The organism is Gluconobacter cerevisiae (genome assembly GCF_015244675.1).
Classification (GTDB): Bacteria; Pseudomonadota; Alphaproteobacteria; order Acetobacterales; family Acetobacteraceae; genus Gluconobacter; species Gluconobacter cerevisiae.
In genome coordinates, this window is the sequence record NZ_JABCQO010000001.1 from 360,135 (window position 1) to 385,099 (window position 24,965).

At 58.3% G+C, this 24,965-nt stretch carries 27 protein-coding genes; 18 read left to right on the plus strand and 9 right to left on the minus strand.

The features are described from left to right. The first annotated feature begins 117 nt into the window (after window positions 1-117). From HKD21_RS01540 to HKD21_RS01550, 3 genes are read left to right on the plus strand one after another with little or no spacing between them, the layout of a single operon-like run. Entirely contained in the window at window positions 118-2,253 is a 2,136-nt protein-coding gene (locus tag HKD21_RS01540) for a 2Fe-2S iron-sulfur cluster-binding protein (protein ID WP_194253887.1), read from the plus strand. Next, window positions 2,253-2,981: a hypothetical protein gene (locus tag HKD21_RS01545; protein WP_077814491.1), complete on the plus strand. Its 729-nt coding sequence runs from the start codon at window positions 2,253-2,255 to the stop codon at window positions 2,979-2,981. The genes HKD21_RS01540 and HKD21_RS01545 overlap by 1 nt, the downstream gene beginning before the upstream one ends. Continuing rightward, on the plus strand, window positions 2,978-3,760 hold the full coding sequence (locus HKD21_RS01550) for a cytochrome c family protein (RefSeq protein WP_077813803.1): 783 nt from the start codon (window positions 2,978-2,980) through the stop codon (window positions 3,758-3,760). Before HKD21_RS01545 ends, HKD21_RS01550 begins: the two co-directional genes overlap by 4 nt. A gap of 270 nt (window positions 3,761-4,030) precedes the next feature. Here HKD21_RS01550 and HKD21_RS01555 read toward each other — a convergent pair. Further along, window positions 4,031-4,785 (minus strand): IS5 family transposase gene (locus tag HKD21_RS01555; RefSeq protein ID WP_352130247.1). Its coding sequence is split into 2 segments (ribosomal slippage): window positions 4,031-4,444 and window positions 4,447-4,785, totalling 753 coding nucleotides; the frame shifts between segments, so codons are not numbered across the junction. A gap of 837 nt (window positions 4,786-5,622) precedes the next feature. On the opposite strand from HKD21_RS01555, the gene HKD21_RS01560 reads away from it, so the two are divergent. Continuing rightward, window positions 5,623-7,680, plus strand: a complete 2,058-nt coding sequence (locus tag HKD21_RS01560; RefSeq protein ID WP_194253889.1) for a ParB/RepB/Spo0J family partition protein — start codon at window positions 5,623-5,625, stop codon at window positions 7,678-7,680. 97 nt (window positions 7,681-7,777) lie between these two features. On the opposite strand, the gene HKD21_RS01565 is transcribed toward HKD21_RS01560, so the two are convergent. Then, window positions 7,778-8,500 carry a hypothetical protein gene (locus HKD21_RS01565; RefSeq protein WP_029604276.1) on the minus strand — a complete coding sequence of 241 codons (723 nt, stop codon included), beginning with the start codon at window positions 8,498-8,500 and terminating at the stop codon, window positions 7,778-7,780. 303 nt (window positions 8,501-8,803) lie between these two features. Between HKD21_RS01565 and HKD21_RS01570 the strand changes: the two genes are divergently transcribed. After that, on the plus strand, window positions 8,804-9,001 hold the full coding sequence (locus HKD21_RS01570) for a hypothetical protein (protein WP_010516885.1): 198 nt from the start codon (window positions 8,804-8,806) through the stop codon (window positions 8,999-9,001). Window positions 9,002-9,027: 26 nt separating this feature from the next. On the opposite strand, the gene HKD21_RS01575 is transcribed toward HKD21_RS01570, so the two are convergent. The 4 genes from HKD21_RS01575 to HKD21_RS01590 are packed head-to-tail and all read right to left on the minus strand — an operon-like array spanning window position 9,028 to window position 15,278. Next, window positions 9,028-12,162, minus strand: coding sequence for an efflux RND transporter permease subunit (locus tag HKD21_RS01575; RefSeq protein ID WP_010516883.1), 3,135 nt, complete (start codon window positions 12,160-12,162; stop codon window positions 9,028-9,030). Next, window positions 12,162-13,196, minus strand: a complete 1,035-nt coding sequence (locus HKD21_RS01580) for an efflux RND transporter periplasmic adaptor subunit (RefSeq protein WP_003618801.1) — start codon at window positions 13,194-13,196, stop codon at window positions 12,162-12,164. The genes HKD21_RS01575 and HKD21_RS01580 overlap by 1 nt, the downstream gene beginning before the upstream one ends. After that, window positions 13,193-14,635, minus strand: coding sequence for a TolC family protein (locus HKD21_RS01585; RefSeq protein ID WP_012813328.1), 1,443 nt, complete (start codon window positions 14,633-14,635; stop codon window positions 13,193-13,195). Before HKD21_RS01585 ends, HKD21_RS01580 begins: the two co-directional genes overlap by 4 nt. Then, window positions 14,628-15,278, minus strand: coding sequence for a cation transporter (locus HKD21_RS01590; RefSeq protein WP_010516881.1), 651 nt, complete (start codon window positions 15,276-15,278; stop codon window positions 14,628-14,630). The genes HKD21_RS01585 and HKD21_RS01590 overlap by 8 nt, the downstream gene beginning before the upstream one ends. A gap of 73 nt (window positions 15,279-15,351) precedes the next feature. Here HKD21_RS01590 and HKD21_RS01595 point away from each other — a divergent pair, with 73 nt between their 5' ends. The 5 genes from HKD21_RS01595 (at window position 15,352) to HKD21_RS01615 (ending at window position 20,113) form a co-directional block, all read left to right on the plus strand. Beyond that, a complete protein-coding gene (locus HKD21_RS01595) occupies window positions 15,352-15,750 on the plus strand; it encodes a MerR family transcriptional regulator (protein ID WP_070325597.1) in 399 nt (132 codons plus the stop codon). A gap of 353 nt (window positions 15,751-16,103) precedes the next feature. Beyond that, a complete protein-coding gene (locus HKD21_RS01600) occupies window positions 16,104-17,306 on the plus strand; it encodes a hypothetical protein (RefSeq protein ID WP_062497132.1) in 1,203 nt (400 codons plus the stop codon). A gap of 83 nt (window positions 17,307-17,389) precedes the next feature. Then, the gene (locus HKD21_RS01605; RefSeq protein ID WP_010517766.1) at window positions 17,390-17,830 is read left to right on the plus strand and encodes a hypothetical protein; all 441 of its coding nucleotides are present in this window, start codon (window positions 17,390-17,392) and stop codon (window positions 17,828-17,830) included. Then, a complete protein-coding gene (locus tag HKD21_RS01610; protein ID WP_010517764.1) occupies window positions 17,817-18,863 on the plus strand; it encodes a DUF7146 domain-containing protein in 1,047 nt (348 codons plus the stop codon). The genes HKD21_RS01605 and HKD21_RS01610 overlap by 14 nt, the downstream gene beginning before the upstream one ends. Window positions 18,864-19,183: 320 nt before the next feature. Beyond that, the gene (locus HKD21_RS01615) at window positions 19,184-20,113 is read left to right on the plus strand and encodes a DUF2493 domain-containing protein (protein WP_010517762.1); all 930 of its coding nucleotides are present in this window, start codon (window positions 19,184-19,186) and stop codon (window positions 20,111-20,113) included. A gap of 30 nt (window positions 20,114-20,143) precedes the next feature. Here the strand turns inward: HKD21_RS01615 and HKD21_RS01620 are convergent, their stop codons facing one another. Together HKD21_RS01620 and HKD21_RS01625 are read right to left on the minus strand one after the other, a co-directional pair. Next, on the minus strand, window positions 20,144-20,467 hold the full coding sequence (locus HKD21_RS01620) for a helix-turn-helix domain-containing protein (RefSeq protein ID WP_010517760.1): 324 nt from the start codon (window positions 20,465-20,467) through the stop codon (window positions 20,144-20,146). After that, window positions 20,451-20,837: a type II toxin-antitoxin system RelE/ParE family toxin gene (locus HKD21_RS01625; RefSeq protein WP_010517758.1), complete on the minus strand. Its 387-nt coding sequence runs from the start codon at window positions 20,835-20,837 to the stop codon at window positions 20,451-20,453. The genes HKD21_RS01620 and HKD21_RS01625 overlap by 17 nt, the downstream gene beginning before the upstream one ends. Here HKD21_RS01625 and HKD21_RS01630 point away from each other — a divergent pair. Together HKD21_RS01630 and HKD21_RS01635 are read left to right on the plus strand one after the other, a co-directional pair. Further along, on the plus strand, window positions 20,836-20,988 hold the full coding sequence (locus HKD21_RS01630; RefSeq protein ID WP_010668868.1) for a hypothetical protein: 153 nt from the start codon (window positions 20,836-20,838) through the stop codon (window positions 20,986-20,988). The genes HKD21_RS01625 and HKD21_RS01630 overlap by 2 nt on opposite strands. A 116-nt stretch (window positions 20,989-21,104) precedes the next feature. Beyond that, window positions 21,105-21,545, plus strand: a complete 441-nt coding sequence (locus tag HKD21_RS01635) for a hypothetical protein (protein ID WP_010517753.1) — start codon at window positions 21,105-21,107, stop codon at window positions 21,543-21,545. A gap of 367 nt (window positions 21,546-21,912) precedes the next feature. Here HKD21_RS01635 and HKD21_RS14330 read toward each other — a convergent pair whose 3' ends face one another. Further along, window positions 21,913-22,143, minus strand: coding sequence for a hypothetical protein (locus tag HKD21_RS14330; RefSeq protein ID WP_010517748.1), 231 nt, complete (start codon window positions 22,141-22,143; stop codon window positions 21,913-21,915). Between HKD21_RS14330 and HKD21_RS01640 the strand changes: the two genes are divergently transcribed. The 6 genes from HKD21_RS01640 (at window position 22,142) to HKD21_RS01665 (ending at window position 24,745) form a co-directional block, all read left to right on the plus strand. After that, window positions 22,142-22,468, plus strand: a complete 327-nt coding sequence (locus HKD21_RS01640; protein ID WP_018308129.1) for a DUF736 domain-containing protein — start codon at window positions 22,142-22,144, stop codon at window positions 22,466-22,468. The two genes, HKD21_RS14330 and HKD21_RS01640, sit on opposite strands and share 2 nt — an antisense overlap. A gap of 340 nt (window positions 22,469-22,808) precedes the next feature. Then, window positions 22,809-22,961, plus strand: coding sequence for a hypothetical protein (locus tag HKD21_RS01645; RefSeq protein ID WP_010518334.1), 153 nt, complete (start codon window positions 22,809-22,811; stop codon window positions 22,959-22,961). A 180-nt stretch (window positions 22,962-23,141) separates the two neighbouring features. Then, complete coding sequence (locus HKD21_RS01650; RefSeq protein WP_018308128.1) at window positions 23,142-23,426, plus strand: helix-turn-helix domain-containing protein; 285 nt, start codon at window positions 23,142-23,144, stop codon at window positions 23,424-23,426. Window positions 23,427-23,556: 130 nt separating this feature from the next. Then, complete coding sequence (locus tag HKD21_RS01655; protein ID WP_010518332.1) at window positions 23,557-23,820, plus strand: DNA -binding domain-containing protein; 264 nt, start codon at window positions 23,557-23,559, stop codon at window positions 23,818-23,820. A gap of 138 nt (window positions 23,821-23,958) precedes the next feature. Beyond that, window positions 23,959-24,177 carry a transcriptional regulator domain-containing protein gene (locus HKD21_RS14335; RefSeq protein WP_010518331.1) on the plus strand — a complete coding sequence of 73 codons (219 nt, stop codon included), beginning with the start codon at window positions 23,959-23,961 and terminating at the stop codon, window positions 24,175-24,177. Between the two features lie 88 nt (window positions 24,178-24,265). Next, window positions 24,266-24,745, plus strand: a complete 480-nt coding sequence (locus HKD21_RS01665) for a DUF2285 domain-containing protein (RefSeq protein WP_231867261.1) — start codon at window positions 24,266-24,268, stop codon at window positions 24,743-24,745. The last annotated feature ends 220 nt before the right edge of the window (window positions 24,746-24,965 follow it).

Consider the following 24,965-nt stretch of genomic DNA (forward strand, 5'->3'; position numbering starts at 1 on the left):
TGATCGAGATCAAGGAAAATATGCCATACCCCCGTATAGTAATTTCTTATTCCTGACGACGTCCGGAAAATGGGTCGGTATGCGCTTTGCCGAGGATGATGACGTGTTGGAGAAACCATGAGGCGCATCTTTTCGAGCGTGAGTGTCGTGATCATGACGCTGCTCGTCAGCATGTCAGAGGGACTCGCTCAGGCTCCGGGTGAGTCTCCCACTGTTCCGGCCATGTCCAGCGGCACTATGGCGGGGCCTACGGCAGGCAGTCCGCCACCTTCTCTGGCGCTGCGGCGGGATCAGCCGGAGGACGATGGGCCTATGGCAGCGCCCCGGGATGCCGACCGGGGTGCCGAATCGTCCGGCGGAATGAAGACGCCCCCCGCTCGACCCGACTCAGGCATGTCCGACATGGGCAGCATGATGTCGATGGGTGGTGACGAGCATGCGAGCCATCACCCTGGCATGGGCGCGGCGGTCCCCCCCGGTGCGCCATCATCCAGGCCGGCTGAGCAGGGCGATATGATGAGCCGCATGCTGCCTCAGGCTGGGCAGGCATTGAGTGCGGTTCCCGGAGCAGACAAGGCCGACGCGGGTTGTTGCGGAGCGCGCGGTCACACGCCGCTTTATACTTTCATGATGACGCATCCGAAGCTGACCGACGTCGAACGTCAGATGCTGGCCGATATTGCGGCACAGAGGCTTCAAGACGGTCTTCGCGAAGTCGGCGCTGCATCGGTCGATGCCGCTCAGTCCCTGTCGTGGGAGACGATGCGTCGGTCCAGCCAACATCTCCATGACGGTGTTGCGTTGCTCGATAGCGGAATGGCCGCGCGCGCGGCCGCGACCGGCCTCGTTAATCCTCAAATGGTGGCTTTCAACTGGTTCACGGCACAGATGGGTCTGCCGACAATCGCGGCGAGCCAGCAAAACGGCCTATTTTTCGGACTGACGCCGACTCACCTGGTGTTCATGACGATCCTGATCCTGGTATCGATCGCTCTGCTGATCTTGCAGGTCCTGCGGTTGCATCGTGTGCAGGAGATTCTCACGACCACCACGGCATTCGCACCGAAACCAACGGTTCCGCCCATGCCACCATCGTCGACCGGCGGCGGTCCAACACCTCCTGTTCCCCCGCCTCCCCCTGTACCGGGACCAGGCGGTGGAACGGCCACTCCGATCGTCGACGTACCGCGACACGGCCTCTGGCGTGGCAGCCTGAAAGTGGCCCGGATCATTCGGGAGACGCCGGCGATCGTGACGTTCTATCTGGTTCCGGCCGATGGGGGGCGGATTCCCTTTGACTTCAAACCCGGCCAGTTCGTGCAACTCACCATCGAGCCGACGTCTGGCAAGCCCGCGAGCCGGTCCTATACGATCGCATCGTCGCCGGGGCAGGTCGAACATCTCGAACTAACGATCAAACGCGAGGAACACGGGCTGGTCTCGCGCTACCTGCATGACACGGTCAAGGAGGGTGATCTTTTAAAGATCGCGGGTCCATCGGGTATGTTTACCTTTACGGGTGAAGAGGCAGACTCGATCGTCCTGCTGTCCGGCGGCGTAGGCATCACACCGATGATGGCGGTCCTGAGATACCTGACCGATATCGTCTGGCCGGGCGATATCTACTTCGTCTATTCCGCTCATGCCAGCATCGACTATGTGTTTCGCCAGGAAATCGAGTGGCTGGAACGTCGCAATGACAAACTGCACGTTATTGCCACCATGCGGCGGTCGCCGGGGACAGAGTGGTCGGGGCCGGAAGGGCGCATCACGAAGGAACTGCTTCAGCAATCGGTGCCAGATCTCACAAACCGACGTATCCATGTCTGCGGCCCACCCGGGATGATGGCAAGCATGAGAGCGTTATTGACGGATCTCGGTGTGCCGGAAGCCAATGTTCATAGCGAGGCATTCGGACCAGCCGCGATGAAGGCCGAACCTGCGGTCGGGCCTGTGGCGGCCCCCTCATCTCCGGCCGTCACGCCTGCCGCAACGACCATTACGTTTTCCACTTCAGGGAAATCGGCTCCGTTGCAACTGGATGAAACGGTTCTCGACGCGGCTGATGCGGCAGGCGTCAATATTCCATCCTCCTGTCGATCCGGTATCTGCGGCGTATGCACGACACATCTGCTGCAAGGCCAGGTGACGATGGCGGTCGAGGATGGGCTCGATCCGGCTGACAAGGCCAAGGGTTTCATCCTGGCCTGTCAGGCGAAGACCACGGGTGGTCCGCTGGTCGTGGAGGCGTGATGCAGGAGCGCAGCGAAATCATTGTCGGCGCCCTGGTCGTCCTGCTGGTGCTGTTCCCGCTGGGCTTTCTGGTGCATGTCGCGCCGCGCTTTCCCGGAAGTCTGGCTGGCAGCCTGATTGGCATTTGCGCCGCTATCCTGATGCTGGTGCCGCTGATTTACGTAGCGGGCAAACGCATTCCCGTCGTGCATCGTTATTTCGCGCCGCGTGTCGAGAGCCGAACCCTTCTGTCGGTGCATATCTATGCTGGCGTCCTTGCACCCATTTTGGGCCTGATCCACGCCGCCCATAAATTCGATAGCCCGATGGGGATCTCGCTGACCGGCATCATGCTCGTCCTCGCCATTAGTGGCTATGTCGGGCGCTACATGTTGATCCAGATCGGGCGCGGATTGCGCGGTCGCACCCAGGAACTGGCCCAACTGCGCACGTCTCTGGCAGATGCCGGGGTGGCGCATCTGATGCCCGAGACGCCGGATGTGCCCCGTAATATCGTCCAGCGCCTTTTTCTGACCTCGGCCTATCCCGGTACGCGGGGTACATCGGATCGCGAGGCCACGATTGCCTCCGCGCTGGCCGATGTTGAGTATGCGGTCAGGTCGGAGAGGGTGGCGAACGCACTGTTCGGGCGTTGGCGCAAGATTCACGTCATCCTTGTGGTCATCCTCTATTTTCTGCTGATTCTGCATATCTGGTCAGGCCTGTATTACGGGCTGAGGTGGCTATGAAGCCCGCTGTCATACTCTATACGGTCTTTGCGCTTGCGGCTCTGATCGTCGGACTGGTTGTGCCCCTTGCCGTGCATCGTTCCGGCAGTAACGCAGTTCCAGGTTGGGAAGGGTTGGTGAATCCCGGACCGATCTCGAAAGCGCACCAGTTTATCGCGGGCCAGTGCGAGACATGTCACAGGCCTTTCACAGGTGTGGTGACCAATAACTGCGTGACATGTCATTCTCTGGCGTCGTTCGCCGACAAGCAATCCACCCGGTTTCATGTCGCGGCGACGCAATGTACGTCCTGTCATGTGGAGCACGGTGAACGGCCACATATGACCGTGATGGATCATAGTGCATTGACGAGGGCGGATTTCTGGTCAGACACCGTTGCGCAACTTCGCTCAGCCGGGCTGGTTGGAGCGTCGCCGATTCCGGGAAGCGCTGCGGCTATTCCGACTGATCATCGACTTGACCGTGATGCCGTTCTCCATCTGAATTGCGCAAGCTGTCACTCCAACGTGGATCCTCATCGCGCCCGCTTTGGTCCTGATTGCGCGAGTTGTCACTCCACCAATACATGGCTGATCGCCGCGTTCGAACATCCCGCCGATCAGATATCGACGGATTGCAACGCCTGTCACAAGGCGCCGCCCAGCCATTACATGATGCATTTCAAAATGATTTCGCAGCACGTCGCGCATCAGGATGCCCCGGTGGAGCATTGCTATGCCTGCCATACCACCGATGCATGGAACAATATTCGAGGGTATGGATGGTATAAGCACCATTAAATCTTACGAAATTTGCGTCAGAATATCGCCATTTAACGCGTGTGTGATGATGAAATCACTGGAAGCGGCGGCATTGCCCAAAAAATATATTGTAAATCAGAAAATATATCGAACGTTACGCATGATTATTTCGCATGTCGTAAACTTTTGAAGCAAGCAGTTGGCTTACTCTGGCCCGAATAGGGTTATTTCCAGGTTAGGGCTAGATAGAAAAATTGACATTTCTTCAAAAAAAATCTATAATTATTAGGAAACTCCTACGGCGTGTCGTCAGTTAAGCAGGATGATGATTGAGGCGAACTGAACCGCCGCGAGGAAGGTGGATTTCAGTTTGTCGTAGCGGGTTGCAATAGCGCGGAACTGCTTCAGTTTATTGAAGAACCGTTCGATAAGATTACGTTCCCTGTAAAGAGCGAAGTCGGTTTTCCGCGGCATCGCTCTATTGCGTTTTGACGGTATGACCGGGGTAATCCCGCGCTCTGTCAATCGGTCGATCAACCTGTCTGCGTCATACGCCCTATCAGCAAGGAAGGCATCCGGATCGATGTTTTCCAGCATCGGTTCCGTCCGGTTAATATCCGCATCCTTTCCCGGTGTGATATCGATCTCCACCGGATTGCCCAGAGCATCGCAGATAGCATGGATCTTTGTGGTCAATCCGCCCCGGGATCGTCCGATGGCCTGATCCGCGCCCCCTTTTTGAGGGCTCCGGCACTGTGCTGATGCGCCCGGACAATGGTGCTGTCGATCATCATGTATTCATTGTCGTGATCTGCTGCCAAATGGCGAAAGATCCGCTCAATAACACCAGTTTCACACCAGCGACGCAGACGTCTGTGCACGTTTTTCCAGTCCCCGAAACGGCCCGGAAGATCACGCCAGGGAATGCCTGCACGGTAGCGATACAGCACAGCTTCTACGAAAAGGCGGTTGTCTGCAGCAGTGCCTCCGACATGACCCTCACGACCCGGAAGAAAGTCTTTTATACGCTCCCACTGGTCGTCACGTAAGCCATAGCGCCGCATCTGTTGTTCTCCTCCAAAGCCGGAAAAACAGTCAGCACAGAGCAACAGAACGTACAACCCTCACTTCAAGCTCTCAGGTCTTAACTGACGACACGCCGTAGGAGTGTTCAGGCTTTACTATATGCTTACCATTGATGATGGTGGAGGAACGTTATGATCGCATACTTGAGGAATTCGTTTAAAATAACGACGTGTATCTCTTTGATCGCTTTGCTTTCTGCGTGTGGCACGACGACAGATCGTCGACTCAGTGAGGACAAACAAAGTTGCCGGAGCATGGGGCATACTCCGGGAACGGCTGAGTTCAAGAACTGTCTGGCGGATTTAAATGCCCGAAGGTGTGCCACTTCCCGGCAAAAGGGGTGGGGAGAACATCACGACGTATCGCTGGACTGCACAAGGTTGCCCTAAATACGTCGTCCAGTAGGTTTTGAAACATCGTTTGTGTATATCATGATGTAATTAATAGGTGTCATGATGTCGCGATCCGGCTTCAGTCAGAAGCGCCGAATGGCGAGGCGTCGTTTTTGTTTGAGACATTCGGTAGCTTTTTCTGTGGATTACACGGGGCCTAGCATATTCTGTTGACGGTGCGGTTCATGTTGGTGTTTTGATTCAGATACAGATCTGAACATCACATCTTTTGCGATGTATACTGCGAGTACACATGTCCAGTTTCGAGGAGCAGATAACGCAGGCTGGACGACCGACAAGAGGATGGTTAAGGACTTAATCGGCCTCGGGTTTTTCATGAAAAGTCAGAGGGTGGGAGTGATTTCGTGACGGATAAAGAGGGGGGAGAGAGTCTTCCGCCGGTCCGTCACGGAGTGTCCCGCCATGGCGAGCGCCATCCAGAAAATCGCCCTCAATGCGTCCCGTGATATCCCTTTCAACAGGCTGGTGCTGTCGCAGTCCAACGTGCGGCGTGTGAAGGTCGGCCTGTCGATCGAGGAGCTGGCCCGCGATATCGAACGTCGTGGGCTGCTCCAGAGCCTGAACGTCCGGCCCGTTCTGAACGGCGAGGGGGCAGAAACCGGCACCTATGAAGTGCCAGCCGGCGGTCGTCGCTTCCGCGCGCTCGAACTGCTGGTAAAGCAGAAGAAACTGGCGAAAACGGCCCCGGTGCCCTGTGTCGTGCGCGAGGCCGGATCGGCCATTCTCGCCGAGGATGATTCCCTGGCCGAGAACGTGCAGCGCGTGGCGCTGCATCCGCTGGACCAGTTTCGTGCCTTTCGCGACATGCTGGAGAAGGGCATGTCCGAGGACGAGATCGCCGCCGCGTTCTTCGTCGTGCCCACCGTGGTCAAACAGCGCCTGCGCCTGATGACCGTGTCCGACAAACTGCTCGAGATTTACGAGCAGGACGGCATGAAGCTGGAACAGCTCATGGCCTTCTCGATCAGCGACGATCCTGCGCGGCAGGAGCAGGTCTGGGAGATTATTGCCCAGAGCCATAACCGCGAGCCCTATCTGATCCGCCGCATGCTGACGGAAAAAACCGTGCGCGCATCGGATCGCCGCGTAAGCTTCGTCGGGCTGGACGCCTATCTTGCGGCTGGCGGTCCCGTCATGCGTGACCTGTTCGAAGCCGACGATGGCGGCTGGCTGGGCGATCCCACTCTTCTCGACCGGCTGGTGATGGAAAAACTGGCGGCAGCGGCCGAGGATATCCGAGCCGAAGGCTGGAAATGGGTCGAAACGGCTCTGTCCTTCCCCTGGGGACACACACGGCAGTTCGCGGAGATCGACGGGACGACCGTTGAACTTTCCGATGAAGAAGCGGGCCGTCTGACCGCTCTGCACAGCGAGCAGGAAACCATTGAGGCGGAATACGCGCAGGCCGATGAGTTCCCGGAGGACGTCGATACGCGGCTGGGTGAAATCGAGCAGGCTATCGAGGCGCTGGAAGAACGCCCTGTTTCCTTCGATCCGGCGGACATGGTCCGGGCCGGTGTCTTCGTCAGCCTGGATACAGACGGCACGCTGCTGGTCGCACGGGGTTTCGTCCGGCCGGAAGATATGCCGGTCGAACTCGAAGTCGATCAGGACGAATCAGACAGATATGACGACGCCATTGACCACCGCGGCGATGGCGATGATGCCGAAGGGGATGGGAGGGAAGGCGCACCCGATACCGACCCCGAGGAGGAATACGGACTGAAACCGCTTTCCGATCGCCTGCTGACGGAACTGACGGCCTGGCGCACACTGGCCCTGCGGGATGCGTTTGCCAGCAATCCGCATGTCGCGCTGACCGAACTGCTTCACACGCTGGTACGCGATCTGTACTGGCAGGTTTCGGGCGCAGATTGCCTGGAAGCCTATGTCCGGGAAATCCCGCTGCAGGTCCATTCCCCCGACATGCCCGGCAGCCTGCCGGCCCACGCGCTGCGCCAGCGCAACGAGGGCTGGAAGCACGATTTGCCGGAAGACGAGGCTGCACTCTGGCTGTGGCTCGACCGGCTGGACGACACCAGCCGTCTGGCCCTGCTAGCGCATTGCCTGTCTTTCGGGATCAACGCGCTGCATGAATCGCCTCATGGTCCGTCTCTGGCACGCAGCGTCAGGGAGCGGCTTGCGCGAGCAGGCCGTCTCACCACTGCGCTCGCGCTCGATCTGGCCGAAGCAGGCTGGCAGCCAACGGTGGAGAACTATCTCGGCCGCGTCACCAAGGCCCGCATCCTCGAAGCCGTGCGCGAGGCGCGGGGAGCCGAGGCGGCAGAGCGTATCGCCCATATGAAGAAGGGTGACATGGCGCAAGCGGCTGAGCGGCTGCTGGAGGGCTCCGGATGGCTGCCCGAGGCATTGCGGACGAGGAACGTGGCGGAGCGAAGTGAAGGGGGAGCAGGGGTAGCTCATATGCCCGATAGCCCGGACGCGGTGGCGGCCGAGTGATGTCAGCCCGCTGACTGGTATTGGCGCCTTTCGGTCTCCGGAAGGCGCCTTTTATATGGGAACGACGACATCACGCCGGAATGGCTGTCGACGGTGGTCAGTGACGGGTCACCGGCTGCAGGTGTCGATCCGTTTCAAGCCTGAGGGCCGCTGTCCATAAGGGTGTTTTGGTATAGAAATCCCGCCTGTTGAGGCCGGTACCGGTTCGGTGCTCGTTGAGCAGTCCTGCCCAGCACAGTGGACGCAGGACATGGACGTACAGACTGGCGGTCAGCTTGAAATCCCGGTGACGGATCTCCTCCTCTTCACCCCCGTAGAGAACCGAACATAGTCGCTCTTCGGTGACGGCAGCCTGGGCTTCGATATTGATGACGTTGAGAAAGATATCCCAGTTGCCGAACAGCGGCTCATCGCTTCGGGTGTAAGGACTGTGGTCAACGACAAAGAGGAGATGGGTCGTTAACAGCATCCAGAGCCGGGCAGGCTCCGATCTGAGTTTTCTCGCCAGGTCGGTCAGCCGCAGGGTTCCCTTGAAATGCCGTGCGAGCTTCGCACTGAGCAGAACCTCATGCAGGATCACCAGCGGCGGGAAATCGTGTTCATTGAGGACTTTGTTAACGGCGTAGAGGTCTTCGACCGTATAGGCTGGCCAGTCAAATGCCTCGGCGGCCCACGCGACAAAATAGCGCTTGAGCGCCTTGGTGGGCGTGAGGCCGATCGGGCCGTTTTCCTCAATATAGCCGATCGTCAGCAGCGCGGCCTTCAGGATGAGGGCATGCGACAGGGGGAGGTCGGTGTCGGGCGAACGAAACGGATTCATTACATAAACAATGAACCAGGTCGGTGCGAGTTGCCAGTCTGGCTTTGCGACGTAGGGACGATCTCCGTCCCGCGTCCTTCATTGTAATGTCGGTTGTCGCCTACATGTCGGACATAAAAGTGGGTTGGCTCGCCTTTCGCATAACGGACATAGTCCGCGCAGTCCCCCGCTATCACTTGGAGCCGAGAGTGGGGTGATCGTTATGGGAAATAACCAGCAAGAATACAGGCGCTTAGGTTGGCCGTAGCAAGACACGCCCGAAGCCACTGGGCAGGGAGTATAAATCATTTGGATCGGGCAACGATGCTTTCGGTTTTCGGCCTTGACACGATGATGTTCGGTGCGGGCGGCAATCCAGATTTTCTGGACAGCGTCAAGATTCATGAAGGCAATTCCGAACCCAACCAGAAGGTCGAGCCAGACCGAATGGTGGCCGAGCGTGATACGGAAGCAGTTTTCATTCTGGGTTCTATTGGCATATCGGACATAATCTTCAAGTAGTTCTGTGCAGCAGTGGCCCATACCTGTCACTTGAACAAGGTTTCCGGAACTCCCGTTTCGTTTTCAGAAAAACTACCAAATTTGACAGCAAGAATAGGCAAAACAAACAGGTTAAGTATCATTGATGTCATGAGCCCTCCAAGAATGACAGCTGCCATAGGTCCTTCGATTTCCCGCCCAGGCGCATTCATATCAACAGCCAGAGGCGCCAGTCCAAGCGCCGTAACGAGCGATGTCATGAGTACGGGGACGACGCGGTCTCTGGCCCCCCGGAGCGCTGTTGTTACTCCCCATGTGAGATGTTCCCGCTCGACCAAAGTCTCAAAATGCGAAATCATCATCACCGAATTCCGAAGCGTAATCCCGAATAGAGTAACGAAGCCGACTGTTGCCCCAAGAGTTAGCGTTGTGCCGGAAACAATGATTGCCAGAATGCCGCCGACAAATGCGAAGGGAAGATTGACGAGTATCAGAGCGAGATTGCGCCATCCTTGTGTGATTATTGAGAGCAGAATCATGACCGCTATGGCAGCGAGCCCGGAATTTATAAACAGTTCCTTGCGTGATTGTGATTCAGCTTCCGCTGCGGATGTAAACTGAACGTAGGTTCCAAGAGGCAGTTTGATATTTTTTGCTATAGCCGTGCGTGCGTCCTGAACGAAAGATTGAGCTGATCGTCCTGTAACATTTGCGGTGACAGTCTGTGTTCTCTGTGCTCCCAGATGTGACACCTGATAGCGACCGTTCGTCTCATATATGTCTGCGACAGCGCGGAGTGGTACGTAGTTTCCGTGAACAGTATGCAGTGGCAGGAAGCCGACAGACGCAACATCATTACGACTTGCGTCATCAAGACGAACCATAACATTAAAAGCCGCAGAACGCTCGTATATCTGCCCCACGGTTTCACCCTGCCAGGCTGTATGGATGGATCGGAGTACATCCGCCGACCGAAGCCCCCAGCGCTCCAGATCAGCAGGGCGTAGCCGAATAGCAAGTTCCGGAACACCAGGGGGTGCTTCTATCCGGACATCTGTTGCGCCATGTATCTGATGCAACATGCGGACAATATTATTTGCCTGGATATCCAATACATCCAGATCATCGCCAATAATATTGATTGCCACAGCCGAAGACGAACCAGAAAGGGTTTCGTTTACGCGCATCGTCAAAAAACTACTGACAGAAAAACTGGCCCCAACGAACCCGTCAAGCGCTTTGCGAACGCGGGCATCAATCTGTCGGGAAGCCTTCCCATCCACCTGATTCAAATCAACCTCAAACTCGCTGGTATGTGGTCCAGACGTGTCCTCATCCAGCGAGGCGCGTCCGACTCTCTGAGCAACCGAACGGATTTCGGGAAGCTGACGAAGTTTTTCTGTAACCTGTCTACCTAATTTCAGAGACTGTTCCAGGGAAGTCCCCGGAGCAGCCGTCATATGAATGATAAGGTGACCTTCCTTGAAATCAGGAATGAAATCGCTTTCAAGGAATGGAAGGGCCGCAAACCCTATCAAGGTGGTCAGGATCATCCCGCCTATAACAAATCGGGGATGGCGCATTAATCTGGCCAGAAGACGTTCATAAGCTCTGGCGGTCCACCCTGCCAGGGGGGGCTCTCTCCGGGTTTCTCCAGGCGTCGCCAAGAGCCATGCGCAGAGTGCAGGTACAACGGTTACAGCAGCGGCAAGAGAAGCCATGACCGCAAGAACATAAGCTGTTGCCAGTGGAGCAAACAGTCGTCCCGAAAGTCCGGGAAGGGCGATGACAGGCAAGAAAACGATAATGACAGCAAAGGTCGCGTAAACCACTGCACTGCGGACTTCAACGCATGCATCGAGTACGACGCGCGCTGTAGATGCGGGCTGGACCAGAAGCCGGTTTTCACGCAATCGGCGTGTAACATTTTCGACCCCGATCACGGCGTCATCCACGACCTCGCCGATGGCGATAGCAAGCCCCCCCAGGGTCATGGCATTCAAAGTAACCCCGAGTGTCTCCAGCAACGACAGGGCTATCAGAATAGCCAAAGGTATGGTGGCGCAACAGATTGCAGCGGTTCGCAGGTCAAAAAGGAAAAGAAAGATTACGGCAACCACCAGAAAACCGCCCAGAAGCAATGCTTGTGTGGCATTCCCCAATGCGGTCGTAATGAAATTGGCGGGTCGGAACAGGTCAGCATGCAATGTAATCCCCTGTCCCTGCAATTGCGGGCGGAAATCGGTAAGTGCCGCCTCGATTTCCCGGGTCACAGCCATCGTATTGGCACCGTACTGTTCCCATATATTAACCACAATGCCTGTCTTTCCCTCGATACTGGCCGCGCCGAAGGCGGGAATAGGGGCTTCAGTTACAGTGGCAATACTGCCCAGTGTGACAGCACCATTATCAGAGCGGACAATCACAGTGCGGGCCAGACTTTCTGGCGTCAGGGCCTGACCGTCAGACTGAAGAACGACTCTTTGGTTCGGGGTATCAATAAAGCCGGCCCCCTGTATGCCAGTTGCTTCCTGGGCAGCCGCAAGGACGTCATCAAGTCCGATATGATGCAAGATGAGTTGGTCTGGATGTACCTGTATCTGGAGTGACCGACGCTCCCCGCCAAACACACTGACTCCAGCCACACCAGGCAACGCCAGCAGACGCGGCCTTAATGACCAGTCAGTAAGCGTGCGCAACTGCATGAGGGACTGTTGTTCCGACGTCAGACCAATCACCAGTACCAGACCGGCGGATGAGGTCAGTGGCGTCATAGTCGGAGCATGAACACCGGCTGGCAATTGCTGTGCAACAACATTCATTTGTTCCCCGACCAGTTGCCGGGCGCGATAAATATCGGTCGATGTCGCAAACAGGACGTTGACGACTGACAGTCCCTGAATCGAAGTCGATTGCACGCGCTGAATACCCGGGAGGCCGCTCAGGGCAATTTCCATTGGGCGACTAACCAATGTTTCGACCTGTTCCGGCGTAAAACCAGCGGCTTCGGTCTGGATCGTGACCCGTGGCGGAATGAATTCCGGAAACACATCATAGCTGGCATGTCTCAAGCCATACAGGCCATAGAAGAACAACAGACATGCGGTTGCGATAACCACGCCCCGGAAGCGGATCGAAAACCCGATAATAGCTGCCTGAAGGCTGAAAGAACGTCCCGTCATCAGTCGTCATCGCCTCCTGATTCAAGCTGAGCTCGGAATTCTTCAGACAGAAGTAATTGCGTACCCCCTACGACGATTTGCGTTTCGTGTGTGATTTGTCCTGGAGTATCTTGGATCAGGTAGCCACCTTCTCGGTCCGGCACGTCGGTCGTAAGGGGTAGGCGTGTAAATTTTCCGTGTCCGTTATCACGGTATATCCACGACTTACCTTGCAGCCAGATAATAGCTGATGCAGGTATCCGGATACCGGGACGTTCCTCTTCGGTAGGCAGGAGAACGGAAACATTCATGCCCGCGACAAGCTGACTTTCAGCCGACGCAAAATAGAAAAAGCTACGCCCCTGAATAGCAGGATCGGTCATGGTTACAGGAGACAAATAGTGGAGCATTGTCCCGTGTCCACCCGTGTTTCCATAATCGGTCACATCCGCCTGACTTGGTGGGGTTGGTAGATCCGTATCTGGTGGAAGGGTCACCTTGACCAAGACCACTTGTTGTTGAAGTAACTGTGTAATGAAAATTGTATTTTTTTCGGTAGCGTCAGATATGACCGAACCAAATTGCTGTCTGATAATATTAAGTGCGTTATTCACCCGGACCTGTTCTGCTTTTACCATAGCTGAGTTGGACTGAAATCTGGCTGTTGTCTCCTGGAATTGTTCCTGAGAGATATTCTGCCGGTCGCGATACAGTCCTTTGTCACGATCGAGTTTCGCACGGGCAAGCGTCTGCTGTGCCTGCATGCTCTCCAGCCGCGCTTTCATGTCAGCATAATCACTAACAAGAGTGATAAGTTGTGTTGCGTTCAGAACGTAACCATAGGCGGGAACCAACTTTCTCCAAGGCACGATGCTGGGTCGTGCAGAAGCGATGCCACTCTTCGTAACTGCTTCCGGGGAGACCGTCACGGTCGCCTCTGCGCCAAGAACCGAAACTGGTGGATCATCATCATCTGCAATAGCAATGTCCGCCACGTTTAGAACTAGGAAGACAGAAAGACCTACAAGAGGCAGCCAGAAGGCCCTCGCTTTCATGGTGAGTTCCTTTGGTTATTTTCAAGCAGGCCGGAAACCTGCGCGGCACTGGTGTGATCAAAAATGGGCTGCTGCATGCCATCTTCGATCTGACCTATGGCTTGCCGTTGCTGAATTTCTGCTTCAAGAAGAGCGGTCTCTGCTTGAATCTGCTCTATATGAGTCATAACCATCGTTGGTCGGTCGATTGCGCCTGACTGAAGGCGGTGCTGCATCTGGTTCAGCCTTACCCGTACGGTTTTGGCAAGTTCATCCGCCTGTAGCAGAATTGATGTCGTGCCGCGGTAATTGGCCGTAGCCTGCGAGATGGACTTAAACACCGTGTTCTCTGCACGCCGGAGACGAGCCGCCGCCTCATGCTCCTGCCCAACAGCTTCAGCTATGGGGCCTTCGTTCTGATTGAAAATCGGAATTTGCAGAGAGGGATTTACCTCAAAGCGATTTGAAAAATCCCAGTTATAGGAGGGACTGATGGTGACATCGGGATAGCGTCGGGAAACTTCGACCCGTAGAGCCTGTCGGGCGGCGTCATAAGACGCAAGAAGTTCCCGCAGATCCGCGCGTTGCATTACGGCTTGGTATCTCATGTCCTGTGAATCGCGGTATTCCATGAGGTCGGGACAGACATCAAATGCTTTTGTATCAAGAGCAATGGAATCAAGTGCTTCGGCAGGAACCCCGATTGCTCCTGCCAGAGCTGCCTTACGGACGGCATACTCGCGCCGCAGATCACTGACAGACAACTCGGCATGGATCATTTCCGTCCGTACCTGCGATATTTCGAGAGCGGATGCTCGCCCCTGATCAAAACGTGCCTGTTCCAGGGTAAAGAGTTCGCGTTTAGCTGCCGCAGTCTCTTCCACAAGCTTGAGGCGCCCGGATACAGCCCAGACGCCGAGAAGAGCAGACCGCGTGTCGCTGCGTAGTTTCCATGCAGTATTGATGACTTCCCATTGCGCGACGGCAGCCCGATATCTGGCTTCTTTGATACGGTGATAACGCCTGCCGAAAAATTCGATCAGTATTGACGCGCCGTAGCCGACGTAATGAGCCGATGGGCCACCCAGCACCGTGAAACTGGGATTGGGCAGTTGACCGGCTGTCTTGATTCCAGCGCGAGCCGTTTCCAGTTCAGCTTTAGCTACAAGGATATCGGGATGAAAATACAAGGTAGCAAGCGTCAGGCGAGTGATGCCCCATGCGTTTTCCTGACTCGATACGTTTGGTCCGAGAACTTTTGTAATGAATTCTTGCAATCCGGCATCCGTAAATTGACGGCTGGAAAATTTCTGGACATCTGATTCCGGCGAAATATTTGAGTGATCACTATTTGTACAGCCACAGAGCAGGGGAAAAATCAGGAGAATGAATGCCGCATTATAGCGTGTGCGTCTCCTTACCTGCTTAATATATTCTAGAGTATTATATGATTTATACATTGATATGTCGTGATATATCTGATTTGTTATCTGTTAGTTCTACTCTCGATTGTCGCATAATCTGCACACCTCCACTAATACCAAGCATCGCAAGGATGGCAGCTACCGCAATATCCGGCCACGCAGAACGAGTGCCAAACACGCCCAGAGCTGCCAGCACAACGGCAACATTTCCGATCGCATCATTACGAGAGCAGATCCATACAGAACGGCGGTTGGCATCACCTTTCCGGTGTGTCCATAATATGAGGGCACAGGCCAGATTGACCGCGAGGGCAAGCAGACCAATGCCGCCCATTGCGTCTGGGTGAGGCGGATGGTTGCTGTTCATTACTATCCACCCAGCATTGGCCATTACCCATAGCCCAGCCATGAACAGGGTCAGGCCTTTCAGAAAGGCCGCGCCAGCTCGCCATCGCAATGCCATTCCGGCAACACTGAGGCTTATTGCGTAGTTGGCGCTGTCGCCAAGGAAATCAATCGCGTCCGCCTGTACGGATGCAGATCCAACCGACACGCCAGCCCCAGCTTCAACGGCAAACATGCTGGCATTGAGAAAAAGCGCGATCAGGAGCGCTCTCCGCCATGATTTATTGATTGGTAGCGGCGTATCTGTGCATCCACCACAGCATCCTCCTGCCATCCAGCGCCTCCCTGACGAATCATCTGTTTTAATGTATGCTCCCTGTAGCAACTACAGGGTCAAGAGGCAGGGAATGCGATCGATTGGTGCCTTGGGGAAGGCGACGAATACCAAAGTCGAGACGATCCGCTATTACGAACGGATCGGTCTTCTGGCTCCGCCACAGCGGACCGATGGCAATTATCGCACTTATGATGATGAGGCACTCGCGAGACTGTCTTTTATTCGTCGATCTCGGGATCTGGGTTTTTCATTAGACCAGGTAAGAGCTCTATTATCCCTAACGGATCAGGGAACCCAGGATTGTAAGACAGTTGATAGAATTGCTCGTGACCATATGGCAGAAATTGAGCGCAAAATTGCGGATCTCATCGCATTGCGCCATGAACTTTCTACGATGATAGAATCATGCGGGGGAGGTAATATTTCAGGATGCCGAATTATTGAAGCACTTTCTCCGTTTGATAATTAGTTCTCCTGACTTTTTTCGCAGCCAGTCGATTCTGCATTTGACGGAAGATTACCCGAAATAGTTATACGGCCTCATCCTCACGTGTCAGAATCTGAAAAATCCTCATGGAAAATTCAAGGACTATACGTGCTCCCATGGTGGCAGTTTATGATCAGGCCAGTTCTGAAGCAGACATTCGGCTTCCCCCCCCATTGCAGTCGTGATTTCCGGTAGGTGACGGGGACGCCGTGTTCCGGAATGAGGGGCCAGGTGTTTCTGCGGTTGGATGGGATCCCGCGTGGGAAGTGGTGATCAGAGGAAGAGGGTGGCTTCGCCTTCTGTGCCGAATAACCGGCATCAGAGGAGAGTTTTCCATGACTACAACCACCATCCTGCCCCCTGCGTTCCGTGGTGCGGCGTCCGGCGGCTTCCGGATCGATCCTTCGCGCGGGAAGCGTAGTGCCCGCGTCTCGTCCGAATGGTTCTCGCGCCCCGATGATGAGCGGTATCTCTCGCTGTCCGAGCTGCATGCCGCCACGCTGGCGCGTGCGGATCGGGCTACGGCCCGCACGGTAGAAAGCCGCGCCATCCGAGTGGAGGCGAGCCGCGACAATGCCGAGCGCCTGACCCTGACCGTGCCGGGGCAGAATGACCCGATTGCTCCCACACACTGGTCCTTTGGCCAGATGTGCAGCCTGGTTGGTGCCCCCTCGTCGTACCTGCGCAATCTTCCGGCTCCGCTGGCGGCAATCAACCTGCAGCACGGGTTGCTGTCGCACCGGGCCGAACTGGTCAAGACGCTGGAAACCGAGGACGGGCGCGTCGAACTGCGTGCTTTAACTGGTCCCGATTACGGTCGTATCTGGGACCATGAACTGGTGGGCGCGGTGCGCAAGATCGCCGGTGATGGCACCGGCGATACCAACTGGAAGGTGCCCGGTGTGATCGACTGGGCCACGATGACCCATAACCCCTATGTGGACATTACGAAGGAAACCACGACGCTCTACGCATCGGATCGCGATGTGTTCCTGTTTCTCGTCGACGATACACACCCGATTGAGGCGGGACGCCTGCCCAATGGTGAGCCCGATCTCTATTTCCGGGGTTTCTATGCATGGAATTCAGAAGTCGGCAGCAAGAGCCTCGGCATTGCGTCATTCTACCTGCGCGGAGCGTGTCAAAATCGTATGTTGTGGGGCGTCGAAAATTTCGAACAGATCACGATCCGGCATAGCAAGTTTGCAGCCTCACGCTTCGTGCATCAGGCGACACCGGCGCTACGGAACTTCGCCACAGCCAGCCCGGCCTCGTTCGTCTCGGGCATTCAGGCCTCGCGCAAGGCGCTGGTGGCGAAAACCGACGAGGACCGCGAAAGTTTCCTGCGTCGTCGCGGGTTCTCGAAGCCAGAGACAACGAAGATCATCGAAACCGTGCTGCATGAGGAAGGGCGCAAGCCGGAGAGCGTGTTCGATTTCGTGCAGGGGATCACGGCGCTGGCGCGGACAAAGGCCAATCAGGACACGCGGCTGGATCTGGAGGAGAAGGCCCGCAGGCTGATGGAGCGTGCGTCCTGAAAGACGACTGCACGCTTTTCCGTAAAGACGTTTTTACGAGCCCGGCCACTGCGCCGGGCTTTTTCGTTTCGGGAGTTTTTCCGATGGCTGATTTCTTCACGCATTTTTCCTGCGTTCTCGATGTGGGCACAGTGGACAATGCCGCAAAGGCGCTCGACCTCTACAATGCGTTCATGGACGAACTGGCGGCGGAAGATCCACCCTCTGACGGTTTTGTCCTATCGATCGTGCCCGAATATGGCGGCACGAAACTCTGGATGCACGATGAGACGATCGGAGATCCGCATCAGGTGGTGGAATTCGTGCTACGCTGTGCGCGAATATTCCGGTTGCGGGGCCGATGGGGATTCCAGTGGGCCAATACGGCCTCACGTCCCCGGATAGGCGCCTTCAGCGGCGGTGCGCATCTGCTTGACCTTGGCAGGCGCAAAACGATTTCATGGATGACCACCGATCGCTGGCTGGCGATCGCCCTGGACGGAGGCAATCCCGACACAGGAGGGCAGGGCGATGACCTTGCATGATGCAGGCGATCTCGCCCGTCGGCTGGCGGAGAACGCGGAGGCGGTGTGCCGGCAGTATCTGTCCGCCGGTCGCCGTCACGGCAATTACTGGCTGGTCGGTGACGTGCGCAATACGCCCGGCCGGTCGCTGTTCGTCCGGCTCCACGACACCGCCAACGGCAGGGCGGGAAAATGGACGGACGCTCAGTCGGGTGAGCATGGCGACCTGCTCGACGTGATCCGCGAAAGCCTCGGCCTGGTGGATTTCCGCGACGTGGCCGACGAGGCACGCGCCTTCCTCAGCCTGCCGCATCCTGACCCAGTGCCGCCGTCACAGGACCGACCTGCCCGTGAGCGTGCTTCCGCCAGTTCTTCCGAAGCGGCACGACGGCTCTGGGCCATGTCCGGGCCGATCATAGGCACATCCGTAGACGCGTATCTCCGTAGACGCGACATTACGCTTTTGCACGGAACCGAAGCCCTGCGCTTCCATCCGCGTTGCTTTTACCGCCCGGACGAGGACGGTCTGACCGAGACCTGGCCCGCCATGATCGCCGCTGTCACCGACCTCGACGGCACTCTGACCGGTGTGCATCGCACCTGGCTGGCGGCGGACGGCCGTGGCAAGGCACCGGTCGACCATCCGCGCCGTGCCTTGGGCGGGCTGCTCGGTCATGCCGTGCGCTTCGGGGTGGCATCCGACGTGCTCGCCGCCGGGGAAGGCATCGAGACGGTGCTTTCGCTGCGGCAGGTTCTGCCCGATCTGCCATTGGCCGCCTGCCTGTCTTCGGCACATCTCGCTGCCCTGATCTTTCCGCCGCTGCTACGCCGTCTCTACGTCCTGCGCGACGACGATCCGGCCGGGGATCAGGCGCTGGCGACGCTGCACGCCCGCGCGGGTGACGCCGGGATCGAACTGATCGGCCTGTCGCCACGGCTGGGCGATTTCAATGATGATCTCCGTGCGCTGGGACGCGGCGCGCTGCGGGCGATCCTGCATCCGCAACTCGCGCCAGCGGACGTGGCACGCTTTCTGGAGGCCGCCGATACCTGAGCGGGCCGGAAAGAGGAGTGGGAGGGCCGTCTTCTGTCGGCGGGCCTGTCCTGCCTCCCGTCCGGCAGGTCCGCGCCCCGGCCTTTCAAGTGGGGAGCGGGCGTCAGCCGGGCCGGGCCTTCAATGGCGTGAGCCGGCTATTTTCCGTCGCGCCCTGTGGGGGCGCTTTACATCGCGAGGCAAAATAGCCGGCCCCCTGCCATCCTTCGCTGTGCTGCGGCCGCGCGCCAGCGCGCGGTTCCGGCCCGTCCCTGGTCTGCCGCTGTCCGCCCCCGGAAAGGCCGCGAAGGGCGCAGCCGGAGACCTGGGAGGACAGCCTCATGACCCGCATGACCGACGATTTCGAACCGCCGCACGCCGCTTCATCCACCGCGCATGTGCTGACCGAACTCCAGATGTATGGCTACCGTCCCTTCGCGGACGAGCCGGACCCCAGGCCGCTACCCGAAGCGCAGCGCATCGGGGGTGCTGTGGCCGACATCTTCGACGCCATCGCTGCGACGCTGACCGACACACGGCTGGAAGCCGATCTCGAAGCATTGCTCTGGTCCACCGTGAACATCTTCCACCGCATGGTCGGCCAGGTTGAGCGTGAGCTTGACCGCAACGAGCAGGCGCAGAAACGGAGCCAGCAGGAACAGGATGGCAGCGAGATCCGCTCGGTGGAACTGGAGCGGCTGATCGCCGAAGGGCTGACCCTGATCGAGCGCCGCAACGCCTACGAGATCTTCCGCGACGAGGCGCAGGAGCAGTTCGAGCGCCTGACCCTGAGCGCGTGGCGTCCGAAGGCCGGCTCGCTGGTGTCACGTCGCACCATGACGGCCTCCATGATCGACAGCCGCGATTTCCTCAACGCCCGACGCCGCGCCGAGGGCGAGTTGCTGGTCCCGCCCGGCCCCAAGGTGGTCGTGACCGGGGGCCTGGACTTCGACGACCATATCCTGATCTGGGACCGGCTGGATAAGGTGCGGGCCAAGCATCCCGACATGGTGCTGCTCCACGGTGGCTCGCCCAAAGGTGCTGAGTTCATTGCCTCACGTTGGGCCGATCACCGCGATATCGTGCAGATCGCCTTCAAGCCGGACTGGACCAGGCATGCCAAGGCCGCGCCCTTCCGTCGTAACGATGCGCTGCTCGACACTATGCCGATCGGCGTCATCGTCTTCCCCGGTTCAGGCATCCAGGAAAATCTGGCCGACAAGGCAAAGCGGCTCGGTATCCCGGTCCTGCGGTTCGGAGGCGGCGCGTGAGCGCTCTCTCCTTCCCCGCAAGCCAGCGTCTCAGGCAAGAACCTCAAGACCGTGCTTCTGAATGACGCTCAACAGCTTGAGCGCCATCCCGCTCGGCCGTTTGGCGCCGCTCTCCCACTTCTCGACCGTGCTTTCGCTCGTGTTCAGATACCGCGCGAAGACCGGCTGGCTGACATTGTTCGCCTCGCGGAGACGCTTGATCTCGATCGGCTCGATCGCAGGGGGCACCACCAGATGGCGCGTGTCAAAATCACGCATCGTCGCCTTGTCGAGCGCGCCGACCTTGTGCAGCATTACCGCCCCGGAATGAATGGCCTCGGAAATGTCGCTCCGGAAGCTATTTTTTCTCTTCATCGCCATGGCATATCTCCGTCAGGTCTCGATCCTTCAAAAGCCGTTCGACCTGTTCCCCGGTCAGCACGGCATAGGCTTTGGCGAGGGTCCGGAAGTCTTCCAGTTCATCGCTATCGATATTGTCCCGGTCCTTCTTCGCGAACAGATAGGCGTAGATCCAGTATCGACCGCCTTTCGCAAGAATAATGCTGCGATGCAGGTTCTTGTTCAGGCGCTTCTTGAAGACACCACCACCCAGATCGACGGCCTGACCCTTCATGACCTCCCGGATCGCTTTGCAGAGTTCATCGTCTTTGATGCGAGCTTTCCGGGCCGCCCTGGCGAACCAGGCGGTCTTGAATGCCCGCTGGGATGGCTCGGCATTGGTCATGACCTCCTATGTAGCACCAGGTGCTATGGATCGCAAGGTTCTTCGCAACGCCACCGGATCACGGGGGAAGGCAATAACGCTCGACCTGATTGACCGCAACGTCCGCATACCAGCGATAGATTTCGATGATATCGTCACCGGCGGGACGTAAGCCGCGCGGATTTTCGTTCCGGTCACCGTATCATCTGCGCTATAATGCGGGTTGCGCCGTGGTGGTGGTGGCAGGCGCGACCGTCCGACATTGTCGGTTGCACGGAGACCGCCGCCATGTTCATCCTTGCTCCCTTCCTGCTCGTCGCCGGCATTGGCTTCCTGTGCTGGTTGTTCTTTACCGTGGCAGTCTTCGCCCTGCCCTGCGCCATGGGTCTGATGGCCGGGTTCTGGGCGTATGGTGCGGGTGCTGGTGTTGTCGGCGGGATCATCGTCGGTTTCGTCGCGGGCGCTGCAACCTTCGTTATTGGCCAGGTCGCCTTCGCCTTGGTGCCGTGGATGTGGCTCAAGCTGCTGATCGTCCTGCTCTATACGGTGCCCGCCATTATCATGGGCTACAGCACGACACATGGGATCGCCCAGATGCTGATGCCGTCTCCGGCGTGGCAGCTCTTTTTCTCCATCATCGGCGCGATCGCGGTGGGCGTCACCGCTTTCATCCGCTTTACAACCGTGGCCCCACCCGGACCGTCCGGCGGCAATATCGCGCGGGTCTGACACCGCTCTGGCAACCGGCGAGGCAGGACAGGATCGGGGGCTTTCGCATCTGGCCGCCTCGCTGTCAGGAGGGTATGGCAGGAGCGATCGATGAGGCCCTGATTGCAGCATATTGGCTGAAGGTGCTCTTTCCCTGGAGCGTGGACGTCCAGCGCTTCCTGTCAGCATCGGCCGGTGGAATCCCGGAAGGCAGGGCGTGTCCGTGCGAAACGCAGTCCCGGAACGGGGCGTGTGCAGGGTCGGAAGCAGGGCATGACGATGCCTTCCCCTTCCTGGCCGACACTTGCGTGGGGCGCGGGTGGCCATAGTCTCCGTGATGTGTGCTCTGTCGGGCCGCGCACGCATGCCGCCTCTCAAGATGGCTGATCTAGCCGAAGGTCGGCTGCGCCTCGATCGGCCATGGCGCAACAGCGGTCCATAATTTTCTTCCCCTGACGGCTGCGCCGTCATTCCTCGCGAAACAAGAAAATTCCGTCCCGCCGTCCTCCGCTGCGCTTCGGTCCCTACGGGATGCGCCGCCGCTCGCCTCCGTCTGTCCGATCGCCATCGAGGCCGCAATGGTGCGGGCTCGGTAACAGAGATCACGGAGCAGTATCATGGCTACCATCGGCACCTTCAAGAAAGTCGGCAACGGATATAACGGCGAGATCGTCACCCTCTCGCTCCAGACCCCCAACGTCCGCATCGCCCCCGAGACCACGCGCCTGAACGAAAATGCCCCCAGCCACCGCGTCTTCGTCGGCCGGGTCGAGATCGGAGCGGCCTGGTCCCGGCGCTCCAACGAGGGGCGCGACTATCTGAGCCTCAAGCTCGACGATCCGAGCTTCAACGCCCCGATCTTCGCCAACCTCTTCGATGACGAGGACGGCGAGGGCTACAGCCTGATCTGGTCCCGCCCCAACGGCCGCCGCAACGGCGACTGAGGTGCCAGCGATCCCCCGCCCGGCCGGTCCGGGTGGGGCCTTCGCATGACCGATCGCGAACCGGCGGGTGGGCGCACCAGTCGCGCCGCGCCCAATCTGCCAATGTGTGGGCAAGAAAGGGGAACAGGGCTTCCCTCAGCCTTCCCATTGTACCATGCCCGGCGTGAACCGCCTCAAGGACGCGCGGTCCCCCCAATTTTGCCCGGCGCACCCTACGGGCACACCAGACAAAATCGGCTCCCCCGCGCGCCGCTGGGGCGGTCGCCTGCGGCGATCCTTGACCCGATTCACGCGCGCATGAGGCGACGGCCTGTCTTCGAAAAACGAAAGGAGCAGGACGATGACCACGCTACACGACCAGATCCAGATGCTGCGCGCCGAACTGACCAGCTTTCACCTCAGCCGTCGTGAGCGGGCCAAAATCGAGCGTGAACTGAACCAGGTATGCGCGCAATTCGCAGCAAAATGCCACGACGGGGAGGCCTCCGCGTAAGCGGGGGTCTTTTCGTCTGGTCGCCCGTACCGACGGCGGACCCCACTGACGGTCCTATCAGAAGCAGGACGCCGGTGTTTCCTCACTATCCAACTGAAAGAACGATATTGAATCTCCATTATACGACTATTATAGTCGTATTTCTGGTGTGCATGCCCTGCATGTCGGATGTGATCATGGATGATCACTGGCCGACAGGTAAGGGCGGCACGGGCACTCCTGAACTGGACACAGGAACGGCTCGCTGAAAAAGCCCTCGTAGCATTGACCGCGCTCAAGCGCCTTGAATCCGAGCGTGGCCTTGGTGTCCATGAGGGCACGATCGACCAGGTCCGCCGCGCGCTGGAAGCAGCGGGCATCCTGTTCATCGAGTCCGGGCAAGGGCGTGGTGTCATGTTTCTTCACGAGACTTCCGATCCACAGACGCGACAGGATGCGGGCCGTCGCAGACGCGCGCCGTCCTGATCGGCCTGGCCGCGCAGCCTTCCCACTCGGCCCCGCGTTGTTTTTTGCGTCAGCGCGGAACCGTCGAACGGTCGTCATTCCACGAATTTGTTATCGAACCGACCCAACAGCGCTATCACGAGGGATCGTCATGACCCACCCATCCTTCCAGGATCACCCGCCTCTGACGGCGCGTGTGAACGCCTATGACGAGCAGCATCTCGACCTTTATCTCCGCCTCCTGATCGCCGACGAGGAAGGTGCCGACTGGCGCGAAGTCGTTGCGGTGCTGTTCAAAATCGATCCTGTCTGTGAACCCGTGCGCGCCAGGGCTGTTTACGACAACCATCTTGCACGGGCGCGCTGGATGACCAAAGCCGGCTACCGGCATTTGCTGGAGCCGCGCCTGCAATAGCCGGGCTTCGCCGGCCCACGCGCTGGTCCCCCACGGCACTCTCCCCAATAGAAAATCAGGGTCTATGCGCTCGCGGTTCCGATCCGGCTAATTGAGGCTGCCCCCTTGCCGTATGAGGGGCCAGACAGGGAGGTCACCATGCCGACATCCTTCTGGCGTTCACAGGAAATACGCGACCGTATCAGCACTCTGGACCGTTCCGGTTTCGCCGTCGAGTTCCTGCGCCGCAACGCGACGTACCGTCGCGAGTATGCCCGCCTGCAACGACGCATCGCCCGCCGGGCAACGGACGCCGCCGCAGAGCGCGCGGCGTTCGCCGAACGCTGGGGGTTGGGCTTTTGTCCATGCTCCCGATGAACCCGCCCGCCGCGGCCGCATGGTCTGGAGGCCCGAGGTCTCCCCGGCCACGCTGATTCTCACGCCGGCACCCTCGGGTTTCGCGACGGTGACCCCGATCGAACCCGCCATGCTGGGGAATATCCTGGCCCGTCACGACGATGCGGATGGCGGGTGGCTTACGATCGGCGACGCGGTTGGCGATCTCTTTCTTCGGCTTCTGGACCCTTCGGCCTTGCAACGCCCCGCCGTGCTGCTGCCGCTGGACGCTGCCGGCGAGCTTCGTCTCGACGTGGCGTTGCGCTTTTTCCGGCATCTGCGTGGCAGCCGCGTTGCCCTGCTTCCACGCGCGCTCCAGCTCACGCCGCTCCAGCGTGCGCGGCAGATTCAGCTTCTGATCGCCTTCGACATTCAGGAAATTGGTGGCGGCCCACGTGAGGTCGCCATAGCCGCCGGCCGTTCATGGCAGGCGATTTTACCTTCCATCGAGTGGAAGAACACTGCGGCGCGGCGCTTTGCGGATCGCCTGATTCAGGACGCAGAGAACCGGGTAAACGGCGGTTACCTGGATTTCTTACACGGCAAATAGCATCAGCCGTTTTTCGCTCTCCTGCGCTGTTTCCCTCCATTTTTTCGACGGTGGCCTGCGCCCGGCTGCGCACGGTAACTCTTGCGCGCGTCATGGTCCGCCGAAGGTGGACACTGAGTCTGAAAAATCTTCGTCCACCCCCAACGCCTGCTTTCTTCGCCACCGTCATCCCGATCCGCCGCGACTTCGCCGCGACGCTTCAAAACCGGACGGAGGCATA